This window comes from Rhizobium sp. LC145, assembly GCF_001005825.1.
Lineage (GTDB): Bacteria > Pseudomonadota > Alphaproteobacteria > Rhizobiales > Rhizobiaceae > Neorhizobium.
In genome coordinates this window covers 385323-408863 of sequence record NZ_LBHV01000004.1, presented here as the reverse complement: position 1 = coordinate 408863, position 23541 = coordinate 385323, and the positions used below count along the sequence as shown (strand labels likewise).

The window sequence follows — 23541 nt, the reverse complement described above, 5'->3', positions numbered from 1 at the left end:
AATTCCCCCTCCGCTTCGCTTGGCGACCCTCCCCGAGAGGGAGAGGAGGAGCGGCGGCGGCGCGGCACCTCTCCTTCTCCCGTCGGGAAGAAGGTGGTCCGAAGGACCGGATGAGGGGGCATAGATATCGCTGCGTTGTGTGCAGCGCAAATGGGACGGAATTTCGACTCAGTGCGGATGCCTGCGGAACCAGGTGGAGAGGAAGTCCACGAAGCTCCTGACCTTGGCCGGCAGGTAGCGGCGGTGCGGATAGACCGCATAGATCCCCCGGTCCTTGGCGATGTAGTCGTCGAAAAGCGTCACGAGTTCGCCCGACTGGATGGAGGGTGCGGCGATGAAATCCGGAATGATCGCGACGCCGAGCCCGGCGCGCGCCGCCCGCAGCGTCGTTTGCGGGCTGTTGACCTCGATCGGGCCGCTCACCGAAACGGAGATCGTGTTGCCCTCCGGACCGGTGAAGCGGACATTGTTGTGCCAGCGGGAATTGGTGTCGATGATGAAGGGAACGCGGTTCAGGTCCTGCGGATGTTCGAAGGGTCCATGCTTTGCAACGAAATCGGCGGTCGCCACGGTGTAGACCCGGAAATCGGAGAGCTTGCGGGCGATGAGGCCCGAATCCTCCAGCTTGGTGATTCGGATGGCGAGATCGAAATTCTCCTCGATCAGATCGACGAAGCGGTCCTCCGCGACGATTTCGAGCGAGACCTCCGGATGCCCCTTGGCGAAATCGATCAGCGACTGGCCGACTTCCGCGTCGATGAAGGTGCGCGGCACCGAAACCCGTAGCCTGCCCTTGAGATCGGCATTGTTCTCGCGCACCAGGTCGGCGAGATTGTCGATTTCCTTCAGAATGTCGGCTGCCGTGCGGTAATAGGTGTGGCCGGCTTCGGTCATGGAGAACTGGCGGGTGGTGCGGTTGAGCAGCAAGGCGCCGAGGTCGTCTTCCAGTTCGCGGACGTATTTCGAAAGCAGCGCCTTGGAGCGCCCCGTCTTGCGGGCGGCTGCCGAAAAGCCTTCCGCCTCGACCACGTCGATGAAGGCGCGCATGCGCGTCAAAGTATCCAAGTCACATCCCTCTCGTAATCTGAAGCCTAGTTGGGATTTTGCTCTTGATTGCGCAATGCGATTTTTAGCCGAAAGATGAAAAAATCTCTTGATTATGACTGCGAATATTCTTATCTCCGCGGCTGCCCAAAGTCGCACGTGCCTGTGGGTGTCCGCCGACCCTCGAATTGGGATTTATCCCTAAGGTGAGGTCATCGGTAAGGTACCTGGAACTAACCCCTCCAGTCGCTATTCCGGCCAACCGGGAAATGCGAGGACATCTTGAAGCAACGACGGTGCGGGCCTTTCTGGTCTCTGTAGGCTTTCCATCAGCCTGCAATACTGAAGAGGCACACCATCATTGCCGGAAGTGCGGTTGGGATATTCCCTCCAATCCATGGCAGACAAAGCCGGATTTTCGCTCGTGGCAGGGCGTTGATCCAAAGTTCGCGCGTTTGAGCGTGTTTGCGGTCCGGTGTCTCCACCAGCTGGGCCGAGCGCATTCTCATCCGTCCTTTGTCCTCCGGCTCGCCGGAGCCTGAGATTTTTGAAGGGGACTGACCGATGACCACCGCTCGCATCCTCGACTTCATCAAGACCCGACGTCCGGAAGGCCCGTGCCTCGTCGTCGACCTCGATGTCGTGCGCGACAATTTCCACGCCTTCCGTCATGCTCTGCCGGACAGCGCGATCTACTATGCGGTGAAGGCAAATCCCGCTCCGGAAGTCCTGAAGCTGCTCGCTTCGCTGGGCTCCAGCTTCGATTGCGCTTCGGTCGCCGAAATCCAGATGGCGCTCGAGGCGGGTGCTACCGCCGAGCGCATTTCCTTCGGCAACACGATCAAGAAGGAGCGCGATATCGCCCGCGCCTTCGAGCTCGGCGTCGGCCTCTTCGCCGTCGACAGCCATGAGGAAGTCGAGAAGATCGCCCGTGCCGCTCCCGGCGCGAAGGTGTTCTGCCGCGTGCTGACCGATGGCGAAGGTGCCGAATGGCCGCTTTCGCGCAAGTTCGGCTGCGTGCCGCAGATGGCCGTCGACGTGCTCGTCTACGCACACCAGCTGGGCCTCGAGTCCTACGGCGTGTCCTTCCATGTCGGCTCGCAGATGACGAAGGTCGATGCTTGGGATTCGGCGCTGGCCGACGCACGCCGCGTCTTCGCGCAGCTTGCCAAGCAGGGCATCGAGCTCAAGATGGTCAACATGGGCGGCGGTTTCCCGACCAAGTACCTGCGCGATGTGCCTTCGGCAGAAGCCTACGGCCAGGCGATCTTCGCATCGCTTCGCAAGCACTTCGGAAACAACCTGCCGAAGACGATCATCGAGCCGGGCCGCGGCATGGTCGGCAATGCGGGCGTCATCAAGGCGGAAGTCGTTCTCGTCTCGAAGAAGTCCGACAACGACAACCATCGCTGGGTCTTCCTCGACATTGGCAAGTTCGGCGGTCTCGCCGAGACGATGGACGAGGCCATCCGCTACCCGATCCGCACCGCGCGCGATCAGGACGAGATGGAGCCCTGCGTGCTCGCCGGCCCGACCTGCGATTCGGCCGACGTGCTCTACGAGAAGAACATGTATCCGCTGCCCGTCTCGTTGACGATCGGCGACGAGGTTCTGATCGAAGGCACCGGCGCCTATACGACGACCTATTCGGCGGTCGCCTTCAACGGCTTCGAGCCGCTCAAGGCCTACGTCATCTAAGGGTTCGTCCCCGCCAGCCCCGTAACCAGCCGGGGCGGCAAATCCACAATGATTGTCCGACACCGTCTGAAACGGTTTTGAGCAACGGGAGGCCGGGATGGCCACTGTTCTTGATTCTGTGCGCGCACTCTTTGCGCCCAACACTTTCACCATCGCCGCCGAGACGCCGGCCGACGTCGTGGCACGCGAGAACCTGCTCGACCGCGCCATGGGGCCGGATCGGCGCCGGAAGTCGTCGGAAAAGATCCGCCGCGGCCGTGTTCCGGCCGAAGGCCTGGCACTCGTCGCCCGCGATTCGGACGGTCATGTGATCGGCAGCGTGCGGCTCTGGAACGTCGAGGCAGGCATCACCACCGAGGGCAACCCGGTCGATGCGCTGCTGCTCGGCCCTCTGGCTGTCGACGCCGACCACGAAGGCAAGGGCATCGGTTCGGCGCTGATGCGGGCTGCGATCACCGAGGCCCATAAGCGCGACCACGGCGCCATCCTGCTCGTTGGCGATGCCGCCTATTACGAACGTTTCGGCTTCTTTCCCGACAAGGCCCGGCACCTCGTCATGCCCGGCCCATTCGAGCGTTCGCGTTTCCTGGCGCTCGAACTGAAGGCCGGCTGGCTGGAAGGGGCTGCGGGCATGATCGTGGCAAGCGGGCGCAAGCTCGCCTGAGGTTCCCGGCTAGAGCAATATGTTTCGATCCAAGTGGTGAGACGTGCGCGAGCCGTCCGGTGACGGCGGCCGTGTGTCCGGCCAAGGGTCTGACCTCGCGTTGCCTCAAGAAGCGACCTTGCCCAGGAAAGACAGCAGCGCTTCGTTGAATATCTCTGGCCTCTGCAGCGGCGCAAAGTGACTGACGCCGGGCAGGATGAGCAGTTCCGCTGACCGAATGCTCTGCGCAAGATATTCGGCGTGCTCACGCTTGATGAATTCGTCGTGCTCGCTTTGCACGATTGCAACGGGAAGCTGGATACGAGCCAGATCGCTCGCCGAATAATTTGGTTCAGTCTCCATCATGAGGCTGACGGCTTTGACGAATGCGTCGAACTGGCCCGGCGTGGACGACAAGGCGGCGTAATCCTTGGAGTGCCTGCTGAAGCAGCGATCAAGAACCGGGCTTGGCTGGATTTCCTTCGTGCCGCTGGGGTCCATGTTGCAGCCGAAGAAGAACACGCCTGAAACGCGATCAGGCGCGTGCATGGCGAGGATCAAGGCGGTGCATGCTCCGTCGCTCCAACCCACCAGGGACGCCTTGTTCAGCCGCAGCGTGTCCATCACGGCCAGAACATCAGAAGCCATCAGTTCGTATTTGTAGAGGCGCTCGTCGCGCGTGCTGCGGCCATGGCCGCGGCTGTCGATGAGCACTACGCGATAGCCGGCATTGACCAGCGCCGTAACCTGAAAGCCCCAGTTGCCGCTGTGGCCAAGGCCACCATGCAAAAGGATCACCGGGACGCCGGAACCGTATGCTGCATACCAGATCCGGGCGCCCTCGTTATCCGCATAGCCTTCATAGCCATTTGCCGGCAGCGGTGCCGCGCCGCTCGCCTCGAAAACCTTAAGGTCATCATCGCTGAATTTCTTATCTTGCATCGCCATCTACACCTCAATCGCGCCCCTCGGCGATCACCATATCGGACCGACGACCACCTGCAAGGTCTGCTTTAAAGCCGTCACTCCCTGCCATGAACGGCAAAGATGGCGTCGAGAGCGCACATTCTTGAACACATAGAGATGACCGCAATTGGTGCTTCTATGCCGTGACAGTAGTCGGGATAAATCGGTCAGCGTCCGATCGTAAAGATGTTTAATCCAGACACATCGGCTTCGATTTGGCTGAAACCGCGAGCCATGTAGTAGGGCGAATTGTCGGCAGTTGCACAGAGATAGCATACACCGTGCCCGAACTTGACAGCCTCGCTGCGAGCAGCCTCCATCAGCTTCGCCGCAATTCCTTTTCGCCGCGCCTCCGGCTCGACCCACAGAGCGGCTATCCACGGTGAATACTGCGGCCGATCATCATGGTCGTTTTCGATTAACAGGACCGAGCCGAGAAATTTTCCTTGCTCATGTGCCACAAGAGCGAGCGGTATGCCTTTGCCTTCGATCATCGGGTCCAGATGAGCGCGATATTCCGCCTGAGACACTGGTGTCTCCGTCCACCAGGCGTTCCAACAACGATCGGCAATCACATCCGCCATATCGGGACGGTCCTTGAGGGCGGAAATCTTCATGAGTGATCTTACCGCCTCCATCGCGTCCGACCACAAGATATCTACTTAACCTCTGATGGCAATGAGTTTGAGCCATTCAAAGCGCGCGAAGTCTGCCGATGGCGCAATCCTACCCGGGCGAACGGGATATTTCCTGACGGCGCATGTGAGCTCCGGCTGGCATTGCCGGCGGCTCAACATGCGCCATCAGGCATTTCGGGAGGTTCAGCCCGGCGGCAGCCGTTCGAATGTCTGCAGCGAGGGATCGGTCGTGTCCCATGTGTGGCCGCGAATGCTGTATGTGAGCGCTTGCGGGTTGAATTGATCCGGATCGTCCAGGCTGGCCGCATGGATTGCTATCGCTTCCGGCATTGCGGCGAATGTCACGTAGACCGGTGTTCCGCATGTGGGGCAGAAGGCATAGGCCTTCTCGCTCCCGCTATCGGCGGTCACGCTCCACTCCGAGGCCTTGCCGATTATCCTGACCTCGGCTCGCTGCGGGAAGCTTAGATAAGACCCGTGTCCGGTGCCGCTTCGCCTCTGGCAATCACGGCATTGGCAGTGGTTCTCGAAGATGGGGTCGCTGCTCGTCTGGTAACGGAGCGCGCCGCACGCGCATCCGCCTGTATAGAACTTGGCCATGATTGCGTTCCTCGGGATGTTGTCGGATCAGGCCGCCTTCGGCTTGGCGAAGACATCGAGACCGCGGCCGGTTTCCAGGAAGGATTTCAAGCTGGAGAGAACGACTGGCCAGCCTTTGGTGATGCCGCTCGCCATGGCGCTGCCGGCTTCGAGCTCGTCATGGGTTACGGTCAGCCGCACCATGTCTTCGTATTCCTCGATCTCGAAGGTCACCCGGCTGTAGCTTGCCGGGTCGGCAGCCTGCGAAGCGCCCGCCCAGGTGATGACCAAGCGGCTCGGCCGGGCCGCCTCCACGACCTCGCCGACGAGCTCAATCTTGCGATTGTCATCGGCGCGGACATGCTCCCATTTCGATCCGGGCCGCCAGTCGGACACGTTTTCATGGCCCCAGTAACGCCGGGCAAGTTCGGGTTTGGTAATGGCCTCGTACACTTTCTCCGGTGTCGCGGCGATATAGGTCACATAGACGAAGCTGATGGTCTCTCTGGTCATTTCTTCTCTCCTTCGAGTTCTTTCTTGAGATCGTGCAGCAGGCCGAGCCGCTGACGTTCGAATTTTCGCACCCACCGCTCGTAGATTTCATGGAGCGGCACGGGGTTGATGAAATGCAGCTTTTCCCGGCCTCGCCTGACCGTGTTCACCAGATTGGCTTCCTCCAGGATGCCAAGATGCTGCGTGGCGGATTGCCGGGCCATGTCCAGCTGTTCGCAAAGCTCGCTCAGCGTCTGCCCGTTCTTCTCGTAGAGAAGGTCGAGCAGCTTTCTGCGGGTCGGGTCGGCAAGCGCCTTGAAGAACTTGTCTGCGTCCATCGGTTTCACTTCTTGTCTGAAACTATAATATGCAGGTAAATGCCTGCATGTCAAGCGCAGGCAATTACCTGCATATGGCGCAGCGCAGTCGGCATTCGTTCTGTAGGGGAAGGGGAAGGGTCGCCTGCCGGTTCCTATAAACAACAGGGCGGTAGATGGGCGACGCGGCAAACCGCGTCGCTGCTGTTCAATCGCTCTCTTTGGCCCTGTAGGCATCAGGCATGACGAAGATCTCGTCGGCGCGGCCATAGCCGCCGTCCTTGACCTCCTCGATCAGGACCATGGTGTGCGGCCGCGCCGCCTCGCTCAGGTATTCGACGAGCATGTCCGTCGTGCGGTGCACGATCTCTTCCTTCTGGGCGCGGGTCAGCGCCGCTTCCGGCGTCTTGATGTTGACGAAAGGCATTGGCTTCTCCTTGTTGGGTTCAAATCATGCCGCCATTGGCGCGCAGCACCTGGCCGTTCACCCAGCCGCCCTGCGGGCCTGCCAGGAAAGCGACGACCTCGGCGATCTCCTCCGGTTGGCCGAGACGGCCGAGCGGGATGGTGCCCACGATCCTCTGCACCAGTTCGTCCGATTTGCCGTTCATGAAGAGCTCGGTTTCGATCGGACCGGGAGCGACCGCGTTGACCGTGATTGCGCGCTTGCCGAGCTCCTTGGAAGCGACATGGGTCATCGCCTCGACGGCGGCCTTGCTGGCGACATAAGGGCCGTAACCCGGGCCATAGACACCGACGGTGCTGGACGAGAAATTGATGATGCGTCCGCCGTCGCGCAGCCTGCGGCCTGCTTCGCGGATGCCGCGGAACGTGCCGGTCAGGTTGATGGCGATGTGCTGCTCGAAGGTCGCGTCATCCGTCTCGATCAGCGGCGTGAGCTTCATGATGCCGGCATTGTTGACGAGGATGTCGGCGCCTCCGAAGCTTTCCTCGGCGGCGTCGAACAGGTCGACGATGCCGCTCGGGCTGCCGATATCGGCCCGGACCGCGACCGCCTTGCCGCCGCCCGCCTCGATCTCCGCGACGATGGCGTCTGCGGCCCCGCGGCTGGTTGCGTAATTCACGACGACGGCGATGCCGTCCCTGGCGAGCCGCCGCGCGATGGCCGCGCCGATCCCTTTCGAGGCTCCGGTTACGATCGCGACGCGTTCTCTGTCTGTGGTCATGGCAATTCTCCTTGGTTGTTGGGCAAGAGATATTGCTGGCACCGATAGAGAACAATCATGCGTGATTTGACATTAGAATTCGCCCGTGGTGAACAAAGCCATGGATCGTCTCGACCGCATGCAGCTCTTCGTCCGGATCGTCGAACGGCGCAGCTTCACCGCCGCGGCCGCCGATCTCGGTCTTGCCCGTTCGACAGTCACCGAGGCGGTCAAGCAACTGGAAAGCGATGTCGGCGCGCGCCTCCTGGAGCGGACGACCCGCCACGTCACGCCGACCCTCGACGGCCAGGCCTTCTACCAGCGCTGTCTTGCGATCCTCGCGGAAGTGGATGAGGCGGAGAACATCTTTCGCGATACCCAGCCGCGGGGTCTGCTCCGGGTCGATGCGCACGGTCATCTGACCCGCACCGTCCTTCTGCCGCGGCTCGATGAATTCCTCGACCGCTATCCGCTGCTCGATCTGCAGATCGGCCAGGGCGACCGGCTGGTGGATCTCGTGCGGGAAGGCGTCGATTGTGTCATCCGCGCGGGCGAAATCACCGACAGCGGGCTGATCATGCGGAAGCTGGGGCTCATCACCGAGATCACCTGCGCCAGTCCGGCCTATATCGAGAAGCATGGCATGCCGGCCTCGCCCGATGCCTTGGACGGACATGCCGCTATCGGCTTCATCTCGTCGCGCACCGGCCATATCATGCCGCTCGAATTCACGGTGGAAGGCGAGGTGCGCAACATCACCCTGCCATGCCGGCTGACGGTCAACAATTCCGATACGATGGTCGATCTCGCCCGCCGCGGCTTCGGCCTCATGCAGGCTCCGCGCTACCGGCTGCAGCCGGACATCGATCAGGGGCTTCTCGTCGAGGTTCTCGCCGATTTTCCGCCATCTCCCACGCCGCTTTCCGTTCTTTATCCGCAGAACCGTCAACTGGCGCCGCGAGTGCGCGTCTTTGTCGACTGGATCGTGAAGGTGTTTGCGGAAGCGGAACTCTGACCGGCTTTCACTACACAAATTCGCGAGCATGCAAAGCGACGGGAACATTTCGCCGCCCTTGCGTCTTTAGTCGGCGTTCATAACCTCTCGCCAATACCTGCCTTCCTTTCCAAGACATGCATTGCGGGAATCTCAGTGCCGGCTCCCCGCCGGCGCATCCCAAACCTCGGTTCGACGGCATCCGGACCTCCCGCCTCGCCGCCGTCTCAGAATGGAGGATTGCTCATGTCCGCACTCGATGACCTTCGTTCCCTCACACGCAACCAGCGCAATACGATCATCGCCAGCTTTCTCGGCTGGACGCTGGATGCCTTCGATTTCTTCATACTCGTCTTCATCCTCAAGGCGATCGCCGATGAGTTCCAGACCGATGTTTCGGCGGTCTCGATCGCGATCTTCCTGACGCTCGCCATGCGCCCGCTCGGCGCGCTGATCTTCGGCTTCGCCGCCGACCGATACGGCCGCCGCGTCACGTTGATGGCAGACGTGATGCTCTATTCGCTGTTCGAATTCCTGTCCGGCTTCTCGACCGGGCTCACCATGCTCATCGTTCTTCGCCTGCTTTACGGCATCGCCATGGGCGGCGAATGGGGCGTGGGCGCCTCGCTCACCATGGAAACCGTTCCGGAGCGCAGCCGCGGCATCGTCTCCGGCATCCTGCAGGCGGGCTATCCCTGCGGCTATCTCCTCGCTTCGCTCGCCTTCTTCTTCCTCTTCCCGGTGATCGGCTGGCGCGGCATGTTCATGGTCGGCGTATTGCCGGCGCTGCTCGTTCTGTACATCCGCCGAAATGTGGAGGAATCGCCGGCTTTCTTACAAAGCCGCGGCCGGGAACGCCGGCCGTTCCTGACGGTGCTGCGCGAAAACATACCGCTGTTCATCTGGGCGGTCGTCCTGATGACGGCCTTCAACTTCTTCAGCCACGGAACCCAGGACCTCTATCCGACCTTCCTGGAAGTCCAGCGCGCCTATTCCACCCACACGGTCGGGGCGATCGCCATCGTCTACAATATCGGGGCGATCTTCGGCGGCCTGTTCTTCGGCGCGCTTTCGCAGCGGATCGGGCGCCGCAAGGCGATCGTGCTCGCCGCACTCGTCGCCATCCCGATCGCGCCGCTCTGGACCTATGCGCATGGTCCCGTGCTGCTCGCCGCCGGCGCCTTCCTGATGCAATTCTTCGTGCAGGGCGCCTGGGGCGTCGTTCCCGCCCATCTGAACGAGCTTTCGCCGGATGAGGTTCGCGGCACATTTCCGGGCTTCGCCTACCAGCTCGGCAACCTGCTCGCTTCGGGTAACGCCACCATTCAGGCCGGGCTTGCCGAACACTGGAACGGCGATTACGCGCTGGCACTGATGCTTACCGCCATCATCGTCGCGGCGGCCGTCGCCCTTCTCGCCGGCTTCGGCTACGAGAAGAAGGACGCGAGCTTTGCGCTTGCGCCGGAAGGCGGCGCGGTCAGGGCGTCTTGAAGCTGAAAGCATCAACGAAAAAGGCGCGGGCAGGAAATGCCCGCGCCTTTGTCGATGTCGCACGGCAGCCATCAGTGGACGGCCGACACCCATTCCATGGCCTTGGACTTCTCGTTTTCGTGAAACACACGCGCCTCGACCTGCGGGAAGAGCTTGCCCGTCATCTCCGTGGCGGCCTTGATCCACTGCTTGTCGGAGATCACTGCGGCGCGCTTGAAGCGGTGGAATTCGCCGAGCTTGCTCAGACCGTATTCGAGATCGCGGCGGAGCGCATCTCCCGTCATATCTTCGAAGCCCGTGAGATCGGCCAGGATGCCTATGTCCTCATGGTCGCTCAGCTTCTCTTCTATGGCGGGGATCATTTGGTCGTAATCGCTTGCGGTCACGGTGCCCGCGACGTGGAAAGCAGCCACGTTGTCGGGGGCGGAAAGAATCTGGATCATCGTCTTCTCCCTCGGTTTCGAGTTCAGGCTACCGTCCAACTCAAAGATTTCGGCTATGTTCCGAGGTTTGAAGGGCCGAGCAGTCGCAGGCTCGTGCGGTGGCAGCCCCGCTTGCCCGCTTTCGCGGGCAGCCTATATTGCGCTCATGGATACGACTTCCCCGCCGCGAGAGCCTGCCTCCTCCTACCTGAGATCATTGCGGCTTGCAGTGCAGCGCATCGAGCGGGGCCGCGATCGTAACGCCCTGCGGTGGCAGGCGTTGCTGGCCTTCATAGACCTCAGCATTCTCGTTTTCTTCATCATGGGGCCATACCTGCGGTCTGGCCCTTCCTACCTGATCATCGACTATATGATCGCGGCCTGGGTCGGCGCCGAACTCGCCGCGCGAGCGCTGGCTGCGCCCTCGCTCCGGGCCTTCTTCAGGAAGCCGATGACGTGGATCGACGGCGTGGTCCTTGCAACGCTGCTTTTCCCGGATGCGCTGTTCAACTTCGCATTCCTCAGGGTCATGCGGATCTGGTCGATCGGCAAGAGCCCGTTGCTGCGCGAGGGGCTGCGCCGCTACGGATGGCTCCATTTTCACGAAGTGGTGCGCGCGGTCCTCAATTTCCTCGTCTTCCTCTTCCTCGTCACCGGTTTCGTCTACACGACCTTCTTCTACGCCCGCGAGGGAGGGGAGGGTTTCGTGGATGCCCTCTACTTCACGGTCGCGACGATCACCACCACCGGGTTCGGCGATATCACGCTGCCCGGCACGCTCGGCAAGCTGACTTCGGTCGTCACGATGATCGTCGGCATATCGCTGTTCGTCCGGCTCGCCCAGACGATCGTGCGGCCCTACAAGGTGCATTTCCCCTGTCCGCAATGCGGGCTGCAGCGGCACGATGCCGACGCCGTGCATTGCAAGGCGTGCGGCCATCTTCTCAAGATTCCCGACGAGGGGGATTGAGGGCGGGGAGGCCGCAAGCCTTCACGCCCCATCATTTTGGCGTGAATCCGGCGGCTTGGCCATATTCCCGCGCGTTCTGCCGGCATAACGTGCCGCCATGATCACACGCCGCGCCACTCTCCTCTCCATGCCGTTTGTCCTGACAGCTGCGCGCGGCTTTGCGCAGGGCGTGCCGCAACCGCCGGTGACGCTCGATACGGTGCTCAGCGATGCTCAGGAGCTGGAGCCGCTGAAGGTCGTGCTGGTATCGCAGGATGGGACGATGACCGCCGAGCGGGCCTTTAACGGCCATGCGGCGGACGAGTCCACCAATATCAAATCGGCCTCGAAATCGATCATTTCCTGCTTTGTCGGGATTGCGATCGACCGCGGTTTGCTCGAAGGGCCGGACCAGAAGATCGCGCCGATCCTCGAGGCTTACCTGCCGGCGAACCCCGATCCGCGCATCCACGAGATCACCATCGGCAATCTGCTCTCCATGCAAGCGGGGCTTGCCCGCATGTCGGGGCCGAATTACGGGCGCTGGGTCGCAAGTTCCAACTGGGTGCGTTTCGCGCTGTCCGAGCCGTTCGAGGCAGCACCCGGCGGGGAGATGCTCTACTCGACCGCCTCCACGCATCTTCTCTCCGCCATTCTGACGCGGGTCGGCCGCAGCTCGACGCTGGCGCTGGCCCGCGAGTGGCTGGAGCCGGTGCCGGGCTTCCGCATCGGCGCCTGGGACCGCGATCCTCAGGGCATCTATCTCGGCGGCAACAACATGGCGATGACCGCCCGCTCGCTGCTTGCCTTCGGAGAGCTTTACCGCAATGGCGGCAGAACGCCTTCCGGCCGGCAGGTGGTCTCGCAAGGCTGGATCGATCAATCCTGGCAGGTGCGCACCCATTCCCGGTTTTCCGGCGACGGTTACGGCTATGGCTGGTTTCTGAGGAACATCGGCGGCGAGGAGGTGAGGTTCGGCTGGGGCTATGGCGGGCAGATGATCTACATCGTGCCCTCGCTCAAGCTGACCGTCGCCATGACCTCCGATGAAGATGGACCCTCCGCCCGCAACGGCTATCGCGACGATCTGCACGGCCTCTTGGCGCAGATCATCGGCGTGGTGAAGACGGTTTGAGCGGGGATGATCCCGGTCGGTCCCCGTAGCGAAATCAACGAATTAGCGAAAAAATCACGCCGTTTCATCCCCGCCTACCGCCGTGGGGTTATGCTTTGCACGTCATCGGAAGGGAGCCGGGTCGCGAACCGGATGCCCAACGGCAAGCAAATCCGGCGCCGGTGATGGTTGTAAGGGCAGGGTGGCGCCGTCAGGGCGCTCCCCGCCGGAGGAGCGGGGTTTCGGAATTCGGACCCTCAGGAACCGCGCTCTCCGGACAAGCCCCGAACGATCGGGCAGGCAGAAACGCCTGACATCCATACTACCCGATACCCGCTGCCTGCCCATCCCGAATGAAACGAGCCGTGACGGAAACCTCCGCCGCGGGCATTCGTGTTGCCGCGTTCAGGCGGAAATGTCGATCACGCCGCAATCGCCGGCTTCCGAGGCGAAGGCCAGAAGCTTGCCGCTGGCGCTCCAGCCCATGCCGGTAATGGCGCCCTTGCCGGGGCGGCGCAGCAGGGCTTCCTTGCCATCTGCGATCCGCACGCCGAGGATCATGCCGTCCACGAAGCCGATCGCAAGCACTTCCTCGGCCGGGTGGAAGGCGACCTGGGTGACCATGATATCGGCGCGGGTGCCGAGTTCCAGCGGGGCCTTGCCCATAGGGCCATCCTTGCTGGCGAAGGGCCAGACGATCGCGGCCGGAGCGCCGGAAGAGGCGAGCCATTTACCCTTCGGCGACCAGGAAAGCGATTTCACCTTGGCGGGATAGCCGGTCATGCGCATGTGGCGATGCTCGCCCGGCTTGCCCTCGAGCTTCCAGCCGTGCAGGGCGTTTTCCTGCATCATGGTGACGAGGAACCGGCCGTCCGGCGAGAAGGTGACGCCGGTATGGGCGCCCTTCCAGTCGAGATCGGCGGCCGGCGCATTGGTGCCGACCCAGTGCAGCGAAACGCCGTTATAGCGGGCGGCGGCGATCCTCAGTCCCTTGGGCGCGAAGGCAAGGCCTTCCACGCTGCGCTCCTCGGTGAACTCCTTCACCGTGCCGTCCTTCTGGCGCACGAAGCTCGACTTGCCGTAGGCATAGGCGACCGCGCCCTGCGGGCCGCCGGCAAGGACGCTGATCCACTTGCGGGGGACATGGGCAAGCTCGTCCACGCTTCCGTCCGCGGCAATCCGCAGGACCTTTCCGTCCTCGCCGCCGGTCAGCAGAGTGGCGCTGTGGGGATCGCGCACGCAGGCGAGCAGGCCCTGATGGGCCTCCGTCACCTTCTCGCCGCCATCCAGCCGGTGGATGGTGCCGGCCGCGGTTGCGAAGAACGGAACGTCGCCGAGGAATTCGGCCGCGACGACGTGGCCTTCAAGATCGAGCGGTGCAACTGTGGGCATTATGCGGTGGGTCTCTTCAGGATAACAAGATTGTGCTTATTACACCCCCTCTGGCCTGCCGGCCATCTCCCCCACAAGAGGGGAGAGAATGTAGGGCGATGCCGCAGCTAAGCCCCTCCCCCTTGTGGGGAGGGGTTGGGGATGGGTAACCGCAAACGCCGCAAAAGGGCGCTCGCTATCAAGCCGTTGCCTGGCAGGCCAGGAAGCTCTTCTCGATCTTCTCGCGGTCAAGCTCGCGGCCGATGAAGACGAGCCGGCTTTCACGCTTTTCGCCTTCCTTCCAGGCGCGCTGGTGGTCGCCCTCGACGATCATATGCACGCCCTGCACGACATAGCGCTGCTCGTCGCCCTTGAAGGCGATGATGCCCTTGAGGCGCAGGATGTTCGGGCCTTCGGTCTGGGTGATCTTCTGGATCCAGGGGAAGAAGCGCTCGGGGTTCATCTCGCCGCCGCGCAGCGAGATCGACTTCACCGTCACGTCGTGGATCGGCGACATCTCGCCGTGGTGATGGTGGTGATCATGATCGTGATGATGGTGGTCGTGATCGTGGTGATGATGACCATGGTCGTGCCCGTGGTCATGGTCGCAATCCGGGCCGCAGACATGGTCCTCATGGCCATGCTCGAGGAAATGCGGATCGTTTTCCAGCGCGCGTTCGAGGTTGAAGGCGCCTTGGTCGAGCACGCGGGCGAGATCGACGCCGGAACGGCTCGTCTTGTAGATGCGGGCCGTCGGGTTGATGGCGCGAACGACATCCTCGACAACCGCCAGTTCTTCCGGGGTCACCAGATCGGTCTTGTTGACGAGAACGACGTCGGCGAAGGCGATCTGGTCCTCGGCCTCGCGGCTGTCCTTGAGGCGGAGCGGCAGGTGCTTGGCATCGACGAGCGCCACGACCGCATCGAGCTCGGTCTTGGAGCGAACGTCGTCGTCCATGAAGAAGGTCTGGGCGACAGGCACCGGGTCTGCAAGGCCGGTGGTCTCCACGATGATGCCGTCGAAGCGGCCGGGGCGGCGCATCAGGCCTTCCACCACGCGGATCAGGTCGCCGCGGACGGTACAGCAGACGCAGCCGTTGTTCATCTCGTAGATTTCCTCGTCGGATTCCACGATGAGGTCGTTGTCGATGCCGATCTCGCCGAACTCGTTGACGATGACCGCGTATTTCTTGCCGTGGCTTTCGGAAAGGATGCGATTGAGAAGCGTCGTCTTACCGGCGCCGAGATAGCCGGTGAGCACGGTAACGGGAACAGGCTTTTGAGTGGCTGTGTCGGTCATGGAAAACCTCGGGAGTGTGATGGCGTCTTAGGACGCGAAGGCCTAGTCGGCCTCATATAAGAGCAAGCCGGGGCGAGTTCAAAGGGTTTCATATGTTATAAGGTGACATCCAGCGACGGCGGGAAGGCAACCGGTCAAAGGCCGGTCAGCTTGAGGCGCGCCGACAGCAGATCCACGAAGGCGCGGACCTTTGCCGGAGGAAAGCGGTTCTCCTGCCAAAGCACATGGACTGGAACCGGCTTCGGCTCGAATTCCTCCAGAACCAGCTCGACCTTGCCGGCGTCGAGCAGATGCCGGACCTGCCATAGGGGAGAATATCCGATGCCGAGACCGTGGATGATCGCCGAATAGACGGCGGCAGTGGTATTGGCGCGAAACGGCCCGTTGACGGTGACCATGCGGGGCTTGCCGTCGATCAGGAACGACCATTGGCCGGATCGTGGCTCGACCGCCCTGACAATGCAGGAATGCTGCCGCAGGTCCGAAGGGTGGGCGGGGCGGCCGTGCTTCTCGAAATAGGAAGGGGCGGCGAAAACGACCCTTCGCAGCGTGCCCAGCCGCTTTCCCTGCAATCCCGAATCCGGCAGTTCGGAAATCCTCACCACCAGATCGAGACCTTCGGCCGAGAAATCGGTGAGCGCGTCGGAAAGCTGCAGGTCGACTTCGACGCCCGGATAGGCGCGCATGTATTCCGCGATGACAGGCACCAGGAATTTCGGGCCGAACTGGACCGGCGCGCCGATGCGAAGAACGCCGGACGGTTCGGAACGCCGATTGCTTGCCTCCAGCTCCGCCTCCCTGATTTCGGCCACCGCAGGCTTCACCCGCCTGTAGAAATCCTGTCCTGCCTCGCTTGCGCTGCATTGGCGCGTCGTGCGGTGGACGAGCTGCACGCCGACATCCGATTCGAGAGAGGCAAGCGAGCGGCTGACAGCCTGGAGCGACCGGCCAAGATGGTGGGCGGCATCGGTGAGGCTGCCTCTTTCAATGACCGCCACGAATGCCTCGATATCCGCAAGCCTGCTCATCCTATTATCTCGATTTTCGATAGTAAGAATGGATATTTACAGCGATTGTATCGATTTTAGCAACAACATATCTCGAAGCGGTTCGAAAAACCAAATCGGGAGAAGCGCGATGCAATTGAGCAGTCCAACAATATTAGTGATCGGCGCGACGGGAAAATTCGCAAGCCTTGTCGTGCCCGCGCTTGCACGGCGCGGCGCATCTGTCCGCGCGTTTGTACGGGATGGCTCCCGTGGCGAAATCGCCATACGGATGGGGGCCATAGAGTTTGCGATCGGCGACCTGCGCGATGCCGACAGCCTTGCAAGGGCTATGACCGGCGTCGATGGTGTCTTTCATATCGGCCCCGCCTTTGCTGTCGATGAGGCCGCCATGGGCGTGGCGGCGGTCGAAGCGGCGGAGCGTGCCGGTGTGCGGAAATTCGTTTTCTCATCCGTCATCCAGCCGACGAATGCCCGGCTGGAGAACCATGCCAGCAAGATCCCCGTGGAGGAGGCACTTTATTCCTCAAGGTTGGAATATACGATCCTGCATCCGGCAAACCTCATGCAGAATATCGGGCTTGCATGGCCGGCGATCCTGAAATCCGGGTGCTTTGCGGAACCGTTTCCCGGCAAGGCGAAAATCGCACGTGTTGATTACCGCGATGTCGCGGAGGTGGCGGCGATCGCGCTTACCGGAGAGAAGCTTGCCTATGCAACGCTTGAACTCAGCGCGGGCATGTATAGCCGCGACGAGATCGCCTCCGTCATGACCAAGGAACTCGGTCGGCCGATCAAGGCGGCGGCCCCGAGCTTTGAGGAATGGGTTGCGGCGGCGCAGCTTCCTTATGACGAGCGGGGAATGCGCCTGCTCGCCAGGGTTTTTGAGCATTACGGGAAATACGGGCTCGGCGGAAACAGCCTGTCGCTTGCTGCGGCTCTCGGGCGGCCGCCTCGCTCTCTTCCTGAATATATCCAAGGACTGGCGCAGGGCGAGGGCAATACTTCAGCGGAGGAGCGGAATCATGGCTGAGATCAGGAAAAGCCCGCAGTCGAGAAAGCTACCCGCGTCATACGCTCCCTTCGTGATGCCGCTAGTGCTTTCGGTCTTCATGTCGGCCATCGTTTCGGCGGTGGCGACAGTGATGAGCGTGGGGATCGGCAACCCATTCCTTGCCAATTGGCCCGGCGCCTGGGGCATGTCCTGGCTCGTCGCCTTTCCCAGCCTGCTGATCGTGCTTCCCCTCGTGCGCCGCCTCGTTTCGACGATCGTTGAAACGCCTCGGTGACGAAGCGCGGCGATGCGGGGAACTCAGCCGAGCATCTCCGCATCAAACTTCGCGACATCCTCCAGCAGTTCCACGATGCCCCTGACCACGTGGGCGAGGATCGCCTCACCCTTTTCAGCGCTCGCGGCGGCGGCGTTGCCGGCGACGCCTTCAGCGTTGAGATCGCTCATCCTCCAGCCGAAGGCATGCGGGCCATAGGCGCGCAGATGCCGGAACTCACGGGCGAATTCCGATTGCCGCGAAGGGAAGTCCGCAGCTTTGGCCATGTCCATCTTGTCGGGGTGCAGCGCCAGCATCACCGAGGTTTCTATGTCGCCGCCATGGATGTCGATTGCCTTCTCTTCCGGTGTGATGATCCCTTCCGGCAGGCCGAAGCGGGTCCAGCTCGTCGCCACCGCCAGCATGCCGAAGCGCACCCGCGCTTCGGTCGCGACGATCGTCGTCAGGGGCGAGTTGCCGCCATGGGCGTTCAGCATCACGAATTTGCGGATGCCTTCACCGGAAAGCCGCTCGGCAATGCCGAGCCACCGCCCGACAGCCTCGTCGTAGGCAAGCGTCCTGGTGCCGGCCACGTCCATGTGCTCGATCGAGTAGCCGACGGGTTCGGCCGGCAGGAAGGTCGCAGGCAGGCCGGCCGGCAGAACCTCGATGACGCGGGCGACCAGACCCTCGGCAATCAGCGTGTCCGTTTCGAAGGGCAGGTGCGGTCCGTGCTGCTCATGCGCGCCGAGCGGCAGCACGGCGATCCAGTCCCGCCTGTCCACAGATGCGAGCTTCGGATCATTGTCGTGATAGCGCGGTAGTGGTTGAGGCATCTGGCGATGATTCCCAGGTTTGGTTATGGATAGGTGCGGCTTAGGATACAGCCACGCTCCAAGTGGACAAGGACGGTCGACGCAGATGAGCAAGAAGAAGGGCGACAAGAAAGCCAAAGGCGGCAAGAAAAAGGATCTGGCGGGCCTTGGCGCCGCCGATCTGGCGTCTGCGGTCACGCAGACGGCGCGTTCGATGCGCACGGCGCTCAGCCGCAGCCTTGCGGAAAGCGGTCTCTATGCCGGGCAGGATGGCGTGATCCTGACGCTTGCCGGAGAGGACGGCCTGACGCCGGGCCAGCTTGCACAGCGCCTCGGCGTGAAGGCTCCCACCATGACGCGCACCATCGGCCGCATGGAAGCCCAGGGCTTTCTCGAAAGGCGGGCGGACGGCACGGATGGGCGGCTCACCAAGGTGCACCTGACGCCTGCCGGCCGCGAAAGCGTCGAGCAGATCGGCCGCTCGGTCGCCGATTGCGGTTCGCTGGCGACCAAGGGGCTCTCGGACAAGGAGGTCCGCACGCTCCTCAAGCTCCTGCGAGCCGTGGACCAGAACCTTCTGCCGGCACTCGGGGACGATTGATTTCCCATCGGAAATCCCCTCTTGCGGGATTGCTGCGTCGAATTAAATTGTTTATTTAAACATTTAATCCGGCCGGCTACCGATCGGCTGTTCTGTCTCGGGGAGGGGGCGTGGCTCAGAAGATCAAGTTATCGACCATCGCGGAAAGCCTGGGGCTTTCGACCGCGACCATTTCGCTCGCGTTGCGCGACAGCCCGCTGGTTGCCGTCGACACCCGCGAGAAGATCAAGGAACAGGCCCGCGCGCTCGGCTATATCTACAATCGCCGCGCCGCCAGTCTCCGGACCTCCCGGTCGGGCATTATCGGCGTCGTGGTGCACGACATCATGAACCCGTTCTACGGGGAAATCCTCAAAGCCATCGAGATGGAGCTCGATCGCAGCCGGCACACCTTCATCCTTTCCAATCACTACGATTCCGTCGAAAAGCAGCGGACCTTCATCGAAACGCTGCTGCAGCTCGGCGGCGACGGTGTCATCATGTCGCCCGCGATCGGCACGCCGGTCGAGGATGCGACGCTGGCGGAGCAGAACGGCATGCCGGCGATCCTCGTTGCCCGCTCGATGGAAGGCGTCGACCTGCCAACCTATCGCGGCGACGATGCCTATGGAATTTCGCTCGCCACCAATCACCTGATCGGGCTGGGCCATCGCGTGATCGCCATGATCGGCGGCACGGACCAGACTTCGACCGGCCGCGACCGCTACCAGGGCTATGTGAATGCGCTTCGCAAGGCGGGGATCGAGGTCGATCCGAACCTGCGCATTCCCGGCCCGCGCTCCAAGCAGGGCGGGTTCGAAGCAGCGGTGCATTTCCTCTCGCTGCCGCAGAAGCCGACTGCCGCCGTCTGCTGGAACGATCTCGTGGCGATCGGGCTGATGAACGGCATCGCCCGCGCTGGCTTCGTGCCCGGCCAGGATATTTCGGTGACCGGTTACGACGATCTGGAGGAGGCCTCGATCGCCACGCCGGCGCTCACCACGGTTTCCAACGGCCAGGCGGAAGTCGGCAGGCTTGCGGCGCGCGCGCTGCTCGACCGCCTCGCAGGCAGCCACGAGCCGGACGGCCTCCATCTCATCAAGCCGGAGATGCGTATCCGCCAGTCGACTGGCGTCCATCGTCCGCGTTCCTAAGGTTCTTTTCACAAAGAGGTTTGCAGCATGTCGGAAAAGCTCGGTACCGTACTTGTGCCCGGTCGGATCAATCCACGTGTTCCGGAACAGCTTGCGCAGGTTTTCGAGGTGGTCACCGCCTCACAGGCGCCCTCCGCGGATATCGATCCCGCGGTGCTCGCCCGCATCCGCGGCGTGGCGCTTTCGGGCAAATTCGCAAACGAGTGGTTCGACCTCCTGCCCAATCTTCAGGTCATCGCCAATTTCGGCGTGGGATATGACGGCGTCGATACGGCCAAGGCCGCCGAACGCGGTATCGTGGTGACGAACACGCCGGACGTGCTGAACGATGAGGTGGCGGATACCGCCATCGCGCTCCTGCTTAACACGGTGCGCCGCCTGCCGCAGGCGGAGACCTGGCTGCGCGAGGGGCGCTGGAAGAGCGAAGGGCCGTTTCCGCTCGTGCCGCTGTCCCTCAAGGGGCGGCATGTCGGCATCGTCGGGCTCGGCCGCATCGGGCGCGAGATCGCAAGCCGGCTGGAGCCATTCAAGGTCAGGATCGGCTATCACACCCGCACGCCGCGCGAGGGGCTGCCCTATACCCACTATGCCTCATTGAAGGCGATGGCCGAGGAGGTCGATACGCTGATCTCCGTCCTGCCGGGCACTGCCGAGACGCACAGGATCTTCAATGCCGAGATCTTCTCCGCCCTCGGTCCCGAAGGCGTCTTCATCAATGTCGGGCGCGGCACCAGCGTGGACGAGGATGCGCTGATCGCGGCCCTGCGCAGCGGCACGATCGCCGGAGCCGGGCTCGATGTCTTCTACGACGAACCCAATGCGCCGGCTGAATTGCTGGAGTTTCCGAATGTCAGCCTGCTGCCGCATGTGGCGTCCGCCTCGGTGCCGACGCGCAATGCCATGGCGGATCTCGTCGTCAACAATCTGATCGGCTGGTTCCGCGAGGGGCAGGTGCTTACGCCGGTTCCGGAAACGCCGGTTCGGCGCGGGTAACCCGCGACCTGGAGGCGGCGAAGGCGCGCACCGCATCGCCGAAGGCCTCGAACAGGGCGCGGGAAGGCGCGTCCGTCTCGGCCCAGTATTCGGGATGCCACTGCACGCCGACGGCGAAATTCTTCGCATCGATCACGGAAACAGCCTCGATCGTGCCGTCCTCCGCCGTCGCCTCGACCTGCAGCCGCGGCGCGGTTTCGGCGATTGCCTGCCTATGCAGGGAATTGACCTGGATTTCGCCGGCGAGGCCCAGATGGCGGGCGATGCAGGAGCCTTCCTGCACGATCACCGGCTGGCGGATCGCATAGGCCTTGTCACGCTCCGGTACGTTGGGCTTGCGGTGATCCCATATGCCCGGCTGTTCCTGGATTTCGCTTGCCAGCGTGCCGCCGAGCGCGACGTTCAGTTCCTGTATGCCGCGGCAGATGGCGAGAAGCGGAATTCCGCGGTCGAGCGCCCGGCGGATGAGCGGCAGGGAGGTCGCATCGCGGGCCGGATCAAACGGGCCGTCGCCTTCCGCAGCGTCCTTTCCGTAAAGCGAAGGATGGACGTTGGTCGCCGATCCGGAGACGAGAACGCCATCCACCCGGTCGAGAATGGCATCGATCTCATTACCCTCTTCAAAGGCGGGAATGATGAAAGACATCGCGCCCGCGACCTTGAGTGCTGCCTGAACATACTGGTTCGGCGAGGCATGCCATATCGCGCCTTCGATTTCGCGGATATCGGCTGGAATGGCGATGATGGGTTTCGGCATGGAATTCTCCGGCACGGGGGCAGGCGGTTTGCGATCGGTTTGGTTGTCGCTCCGGAACCCGGCTCAAGTCAAGTTGGGCTCTTTCGGGCAGTTTCATCTTTCATGAGGAGCGAGCATTTTCTCCTTGAAATACCTCGTGAATTGACCACGGCGAGAGGCAGACCAAAGTATAACTCGGGAAGACGCCTGCAGTTCAAGGAATATTAGCACCACCGCTTGCAAGCCATTGTGCAACATGTTTACTTCGCCGCAGGACCGGGGGAAATGGGAACGGAACCCTCTGCAGTGTCCTATGGGAGGTAATTCATGGATCGTCGTGCATTTTTCAAGAAGGCAGCCGCAACGGGCGCGGGTGCCGCGGCTGCTACTGCGCTTGCTGCTCCTGCCATCGCGCAGGAGAACCCGAAGATCAACTGGCGTCTGACGTCTTCGTTCCCGAAGTCGCTCGACACGATTTTCGGCGGTGCGGAAGACATTACCAGGCATGTTTCGGAAGCGACCGGCGGCAATTTCACCATCCAGCCCTTCGCGGCGGGTGAGATCGTGCCCGGCCTGCAGGCGGCCGATGCGGTGAGTTCCGGCACGGTGGAGATGTGCCACACCTGCTCCTATTACTATGTCGGCAAGGATCCGACCTTCGCGATCGGCACCGCCATTCCCTTCGGCCTGAATGCCCGGCTCACCAATTCCTGGTTCTACGAGGGCAATGGCAACACGCTGCTCAACGAATTCTATGCCAAACACAATCTCTACGGCATGATCGCGGGCAATACAGGCGCGCAGATGGGCGGCTGGTTCCGCAAGGAAATCAATACGGTCGACGACTTCAAGGGCGTCAAGATGCGCATTGCCGGTATTGCCGGCCGCGTGCTGGAAAAGCTCGGCGCCGTGCCGCAGCAGATCGCCGGCGGGGATATCTATCCGGCGCTTGAAAAGGGCACGATCGACGCCGCCGAATGGGTCGGCCCCTATGACGATCACAAGCTCGGCTTCTACAAGGTGGCCAAGTATTATTACTATCCGGCCTTCTGGGAGGGCGGTCCGGTCATCCACGGCATGGTCAACCTGGACAAGTGGAACAGCCTGCCGAAGAACTATCAGGCAGCGCTCATCGATGCTTGCGCCTACGCCAACACCAACATGATGGCGAAGTACGACGCGAAGAACCCGATGGCGATCAAGCAGATCGTTGCCGAAGGTGCGGTGCTGCGGCCGTTCAGCCAGGAAATCCTGGAGGCCTGCTACAACGCATCCCTCGAGGTCTACAAGGAGATCTCGGCCTCGAATGAAACCTTCAAGAAGATCTACGAGGACCAGGTGGCTTTCAAGAAGGAAGGCTATCTCTGGATGCAGCTTTCGGAATACACTTTCGATACCTTCATGATGATCCAGCAGCGCAACGGCAAGCTCTAAGCGACTGTTGGAGATCAGCTTTCAATGAACCCCGGCTCGAAAGATCCGGGGTTTTTCGTTGTCCGACGCGCCTGGTTGTGCCAGCTCGACAACTGCAACCGTTTCTGTATTGTCGCAGGATCGAGAGCTAAAGCAGCGCGCTCCGCGACCAGCCGGAGCATCGGTGAAGACGGGCTTCACCGACTCAGGCAAGAGCCTTGCTCTCGAACTGGAGGTAGTGCGATGTGGAAACCACTGAGCATTACGCTGTGGGTTAGGAGAAATCGGACGGGCTGGTCAGTTTCCGTCCGATTCCAATTCCGAACTTAGTAGCAAACGGAGGGTAGGGTTGCCGCCCTGCCCTCCACTCCACTCCACGAATATAAGCCTT

General features: G+C 62.1%; 26 protein-coding genes. 12 read left to right on the top strand and 14 right to left on the bottom strand.

Annotated features, from left to right (window positions below; translation table 11 throughout):
* Positions 1–168: 168 nt before the first annotated feature.
* A complete protein-coding gene (locus YH62_RS13520; protein WP_046794730.1) occupies positions 169–1065 on the bottom strand; it encodes a LysR family transcriptional regulator in 897 nt (298 codons plus the stop codon).
* A 543-nt stretch (positions 1066–1608) separates the two neighbouring features.
* Here YH62_RS13520 and odc2 point away from each other — a divergent pair.
* Positions 1609–2742 carry an ornithine/lysine decarboxylase gene (gene odc2 / locus YH62_RS13515; protein ID WP_046794729.1) on the top strand — a complete coding sequence of 378 codons (1134 nt, stop codon included), beginning with the start codon at positions 1609–1611 and terminating at the stop codon, positions 2740–2742.
* Between the two features lie 97 nt (positions 2743–2839).
* Positions 2840–3406, top strand: coding sequence for an N-acetyltransferase (locus tag YH62_RS13510; RefSeq protein WP_046794728.1), 567 nt, complete (start codon positions 2840–2842; stop codon positions 3404–3406).
* A 105-nt stretch (positions 3407–3511) separates the two neighbouring features.
* Here YH62_RS13510 and YH62_RS13505 read toward each other — a convergent pair whose 3' ends face one another.
* From YH62_RS13505 to YH62_RS13475, 7 genes are all read right to left on the bottom strand, one after another.
* Positions 3512–4333, bottom strand: a complete 822-nt coding sequence (locus tag YH62_RS13505; RefSeq protein ID WP_197082523.1) for an alpha/beta hydrolase — start codon at positions 4331–4333, stop codon at positions 3512–3514.
* 185 nt (positions 4334–4518) lie between these two features.
* On the bottom strand, positions 4519–4968 hold the full coding sequence (locus YH62_RS29480) for a GNAT family N-acetyltransferase (RefSeq protein WP_046794727.1): 450 nt from the start codon (positions 4966–4968) through the stop codon (positions 4519–4521).
* Positions 4969–5172: 204 nt separating this feature from the next.
* Positions 5173–5589 (bottom strand): GFA family protein, encoded by a 417-nt coding sequence (locus YH62_RS13495; RefSeq protein ID WP_046794726.1) that lies wholly within the window; start codon positions 5587–5589, stop codon positions 5173–5175.
* A gap of 27 nt (positions 5590–5616) precedes the next feature.
* On the bottom strand, positions 5617–6081 hold the full coding sequence (locus tag YH62_RS13490; RefSeq protein ID WP_046794725.1) for an SRPBCC family protein: 465 nt from the start codon (positions 6079–6081) through the stop codon (positions 5617–5619).
* Positions 6078–6398 (bottom strand): helix-turn-helix domain-containing protein, encoded by a 321-nt coding sequence (locus YH62_RS13485; RefSeq protein ID WP_046794724.1) that lies wholly within the window; start codon positions 6396–6398, stop codon positions 6078–6080. The genes YH62_RS13490 and YH62_RS13485 overlap by 4 nt, the downstream gene beginning before the upstream one ends.
* A 187-nt stretch (positions 6399–6585) precedes the next feature.
* Entirely contained in the window at positions 6586–6804 is a 219-nt protein-coding gene (locus YH62_RS13480; protein WP_046794723.1) for a 4-oxalocrotonate tautomerase family protein, read from the bottom strand.
* Positions 6805–6823: 19 nt separating this feature from the next.
* Complete coding sequence (locus tag YH62_RS13475; protein ID WP_046794722.1) at positions 6824–7564, bottom strand: SDR family oxidoreductase; 741 nt, start codon at positions 7562–7564, stop codon at positions 6824–6826.
* Positions 7565–7664: 100 nt separating this feature from the next.
* On the opposite strand from YH62_RS13475, the gene YH62_RS13470 reads away from it, so the two are divergent.
* The gene (locus tag YH62_RS13470; protein ID WP_046794721.1) at positions 7665–8558 is read left to right on the top strand and encodes a LysR family transcriptional regulator; all 894 of its coding nucleotides are present in this window, start codon (positions 7665–7667) and stop codon (positions 8556–8558) included.
* Positions 8559–8783: 225 nt separating this feature from the next.
* A complete protein-coding gene (locus tag YH62_RS13465) occupies positions 8784–10028 on the top strand; it encodes an MFS transporter (RefSeq protein ID WP_046794720.1) in 1245 nt (414 codons plus the stop codon).
* A gap of 71 nt (positions 10029–10099) precedes the next feature.
* Here the strand turns inward: YH62_RS13465 and YH62_RS13460 are convergent, their stop codons facing one another.
* Positions 10100–10471 carry an STAS/SEC14 domain-containing protein gene (locus YH62_RS13460; protein WP_046794719.1) on the bottom strand — a complete coding sequence of 124 codons (372 nt, stop codon included), beginning with the start codon at positions 10469–10471 and terminating at the stop codon, positions 10100–10102.
* 145 nt (positions 10472–10616) lie between these two features.
* Here YH62_RS13460 and YH62_RS13455 point away from each other — a divergent pair, with 145 nt between their 5' ends.
* Positions 10617–11420, top strand: a complete 804-nt coding sequence (locus YH62_RS13455) for a potassium channel family protein (RefSeq protein ID WP_046795087.1) — start codon at positions 10617–10619, stop codon at positions 11418–11420.
* A 97-nt stretch (positions 11421–11517) separates the two neighbouring features.
* Complete coding sequence (locus YH62_RS13450; protein WP_046794718.1) at positions 11518–12534, top strand: serine hydrolase; 1017 nt, start codon at positions 11518–11520, stop codon at positions 12532–12534.
* A gap of 384 nt (positions 12535–12918) precedes the next feature.
* Here YH62_RS13450 and YH62_RS13445 read toward each other — a convergent pair whose 3' ends face one another.
* From YH62_RS13445 to YH62_RS13435, 3 genes are all read right to left on the bottom strand, one after another.
* A complete protein-coding gene (locus YH62_RS13445; RefSeq protein ID WP_046794717.1) occupies positions 12919–13905 on the bottom strand; it encodes a WD40 repeat domain-containing protein in 987 nt (328 codons plus the stop codon).
* A gap of 178 nt (positions 13906–14083) precedes the next feature.
* Entirely contained in the window at positions 14084–15184 is a 1101-nt protein-coding gene (locus YH62_RS13440; protein ID WP_046794716.1) for a GTP-binding protein, read from the bottom strand.
* A gap of 134 nt (positions 15185–15318) precedes the next feature.
* Entirely contained in the window at positions 15319–16212 is an 894-nt protein-coding gene (locus YH62_RS13435) for a LysR family transcriptional regulator (RefSeq protein ID WP_046794715.1), read from the bottom strand.
* A gap of 109 nt (positions 16213–16321) precedes the next feature.
* Here YH62_RS13435 and YH62_RS13430 point away from each other — a divergent pair, with 109 nt between their 5' ends.
* Positions 16322–17224 (top strand): NmrA family NAD(P)-binding protein, encoded by a 903-nt coding sequence (locus YH62_RS13430; protein ID WP_046794714.1) that lies wholly within the window; start codon positions 16322–16324, stop codon positions 17222–17224.
* The gene (locus YH62_RS13425) at positions 17217–17480 is read left to right on the top strand and encodes a DUF2798 domain-containing protein (RefSeq protein ID WP_046794713.1); all 264 of its coding nucleotides are present in this window, start codon (positions 17217–17219) and stop codon (positions 17478–17480) included. Before YH62_RS13430 ends, YH62_RS13425 begins: the two co-directional genes overlap by 8 nt.
* A gap of 23 nt (positions 17481–17503) precedes the next feature.
* Here YH62_RS13425 and YH62_RS13420 read toward each other — a convergent pair whose 3' ends face one another.
* Positions 17504–18295 carry a creatininase family protein gene (locus YH62_RS13420; RefSeq protein ID WP_046794712.1) on the bottom strand — a complete coding sequence of 264 codons (792 nt, stop codon included), beginning with the start codon at positions 18293–18295 and terminating at the stop codon, positions 17504–17506.
* 85 nt (positions 18296–18380) lie between these two features.
* Here YH62_RS13420 and YH62_RS13415 point away from each other — a divergent pair, with 85 nt between their 5' ends.
* From YH62_RS13415 to YH62_RS13405, 3 genes are all read left to right on the top strand, one after another.
* Positions 18381–18875, top strand: coding sequence for a MarR family transcriptional regulator (locus YH62_RS13415; protein ID WP_046794711.1), 495 nt, complete (start codon positions 18381–18383; stop codon positions 18873–18875).
* 110 nt (positions 18876–18985) lie between these two features.
* Complete coding sequence (locus YH62_RS13410; RefSeq protein ID WP_046794710.1) at positions 18986–20008, top strand: LacI family DNA-binding transcriptional regulator; 1023 nt, start codon at positions 18986–18988, stop codon at positions 20006–20008.
* 27 nt (positions 20009–20035) lie between these two features.
* The gene (locus tag YH62_RS13405) at positions 20036–21001 is read left to right on the top strand and encodes a 2-hydroxyacid dehydrogenase (RefSeq protein ID WP_046794709.1); all 966 of its coding nucleotides are present in this window, start codon (positions 20036–20038) and stop codon (positions 20999–21001) included.
* Here YH62_RS13405 and YH62_RS13400 read toward each other — a convergent pair.
* Positions 20964–21758, bottom strand: a complete 795-nt coding sequence (locus YH62_RS13400; protein ID WP_046794708.1) for a gamma-glutamyl-gamma-aminobutyrate hydrolase family protein — start codon at positions 21756–21758, stop codon at positions 20964–20966. The genes YH62_RS13405 and YH62_RS13400 overlap by 38 nt on opposite strands.
* 306 nt (positions 21759–22064) lie before the next feature.
* Between YH62_RS13400 and YH62_RS13395 the strand changes: the two genes are divergently transcribed.
* On the top strand, positions 22065–23171 hold the full coding sequence (locus tag YH62_RS13395) for a TRAP transporter substrate-binding protein (RefSeq protein WP_046794707.1): 1107 nt from the start codon (positions 22065–22067) through the stop codon (positions 23169–23171).
* Positions 23172–23541 lie beyond the last annotated feature (370 nt).

What these genes read in the sequence shown, in the direction of transcription:
- YH62_RS13425 (WP_046794713.1), top strand. Translation starts at nt 17,217, where the DNA reads ATGGCTGAGATCAGGAAAAGCCCGCAGTCGAGAAAGCTACCCGCGTCA.
- YH62_RS13430 (WP_046794714.1), top strand. Translation starts at nt 16,322, where the DNA reads ATGCAATTGAGCAGTCCAACAATATTAGTGATCGGCGCGACGGGAAAA.
- YH62_RS13485 (WP_046794724.1), bottom strand. Translation starts at nt 6,398, where the DNA reads ATGGACGCAGACAAGTTCTTCAAGGCGCTTGCCGACCCGACCCGCAGA.
- YH62_RS13420 (WP_046794712.1), bottom strand. Translation starts at nt 18,295, where the DNA reads ATGCCTCAACCACTACCGCGCTATCACGACAATGATCCGAAGCTCGCA.
- YH62_RS13465 (WP_046794720.1), top strand. Translation starts at nt 8,784, where the DNA reads ATGTCCGCACTCGATGACCTTCGTTCCCTCACACGCAACCAGCGCAAT.
- YH62_RS13490 (WP_046794725.1), bottom strand. Translation starts at nt 6,081, where the DNA reads ATGACCAGAGAGACCATCAGCTTCGTCTATGTGACCTATATCGCCGCG.
- YH62_RS13435 (WP_046794715.1), bottom strand. Translation starts at nt 16,212, where the DNA reads ATGAGCAGGCTTGCGGATATCGAGGCATTCGTGGCGGTCATTGAAAGA.
- YH62_RS13395 (WP_046794707.1), top strand. Translation starts at nt 22,065, where the DNA reads ATGGATCGTCGTGCATTTTTCAAGAAGGCAGCCGCAACGGGCGCGGGT.
- YH62_RS13495 (WP_046794726.1), bottom strand. Translation starts at nt 5,589, where the DNA reads ATGGCCAAGTTCTATACAGGCGGATGCGCGTGCGGCGCGCTCCGTTAC.
- YH62_RS13470 (WP_046794721.1), top strand. Translation starts at nt 7,665, where the DNA reads ATGGATCGTCTCGACCGCATGCAGCTCTTCGTCCGGATCGTCGAACGG.
- YH62_RS13440 (WP_046794716.1), bottom strand. Translation starts at nt 15,184, where the DNA reads ATGACCGACACAGCCACTCAAAAGCCTGTTCCCGTTACCGTGCTCACC.
- YH62_RS13505 (WP_197082523.1), bottom strand. Translation starts at nt 4,333, where the DNA reads ATGGCGATGCAAGATAAGAAATTCAGCGATGATGACCTTAAGGTTTTC.
- YH62_RS13510 (WP_046794728.1), top strand. Translation starts at nt 2,840, where the DNA reads ATGGCCACTGTTCTTGATTCTGTGCGCGCACTCTTTGCGCCCAACACT.
- YH62_RS13460 (WP_046794719.1), bottom strand. Translation starts at nt 10,471, where the DNA reads ATGATCCAGATTCTTTCCGCCCCCGACAACGTGGCTGCTTTCCACGTC.
- YH62_RS13480 (WP_046794723.1), bottom strand. Translation starts at nt 6,804, where the DNA reads ATGCCTTTCGTCAACATCAAGACGCCGGAAGCGGCGCTGACCCGCGCC.
- YH62_RS13405 (WP_046794709.1), top strand. Translation starts at nt 20,036, where the DNA reads ATGTCGGAAAAGCTCGGTACCGTACTTGTGCCCGGTCGGATCAATCCA.
- YH62_RS13445 (WP_046794717.1), bottom strand. Translation starts at nt 13,905, where the DNA reads ATGCCCACAGTTGCACCGCTCGATCTTGAAGGCCACGTCGTCGCGGCC.
- YH62_RS13450 (WP_046794718.1), top strand. Translation starts at nt 11,518, where the DNA reads ATGATCACACGCCGCGCCACTCTCCTCTCCATGCCGTTTGTCCTGACA.
- YH62_RS13400 (WP_046794708.1), bottom strand. Translation starts at nt 21,758, where the DNA reads ATGCCGAAACCCATCATCGCCATTCCAGCCGATATCCGCGAAATCGAA.
- odc2 (WP_046794729.1), top strand. Translation starts at nt 1,609, where the DNA reads ATGACCACCGCTCGCATCCTCGACTTCATCAAGACCCGACGTCCGGAA.
- YH62_RS13475 (WP_046794722.1), bottom strand. Translation starts at nt 7,564, where the DNA reads ATGACCACAGACAGAGAACGCGTCGCGATCGTAACCGGAGCCTCGAAA.
- YH62_RS13455 (WP_046795087.1), top strand. Translation starts at nt 10,617, where the DNA reads ATGGATACGACTTCCCCGCCGCGAGAGCCTGCCTCCTCCTACCTGAGA.
- YH62_RS13415 (WP_046794711.1), top strand. Translation starts at nt 18,381, where the DNA reads ATGAGCAAGAAGAAGGGCGACAAGAAAGCCAAAGGCGGCAAGAAAAAG.
- YH62_RS29480 (WP_046794727.1), bottom strand. Translation starts at nt 4,968, where the DNA reads ATGAAGATTTCCGCCCTCAAGGACCGTCCCGATATGGCGGATGTGATT.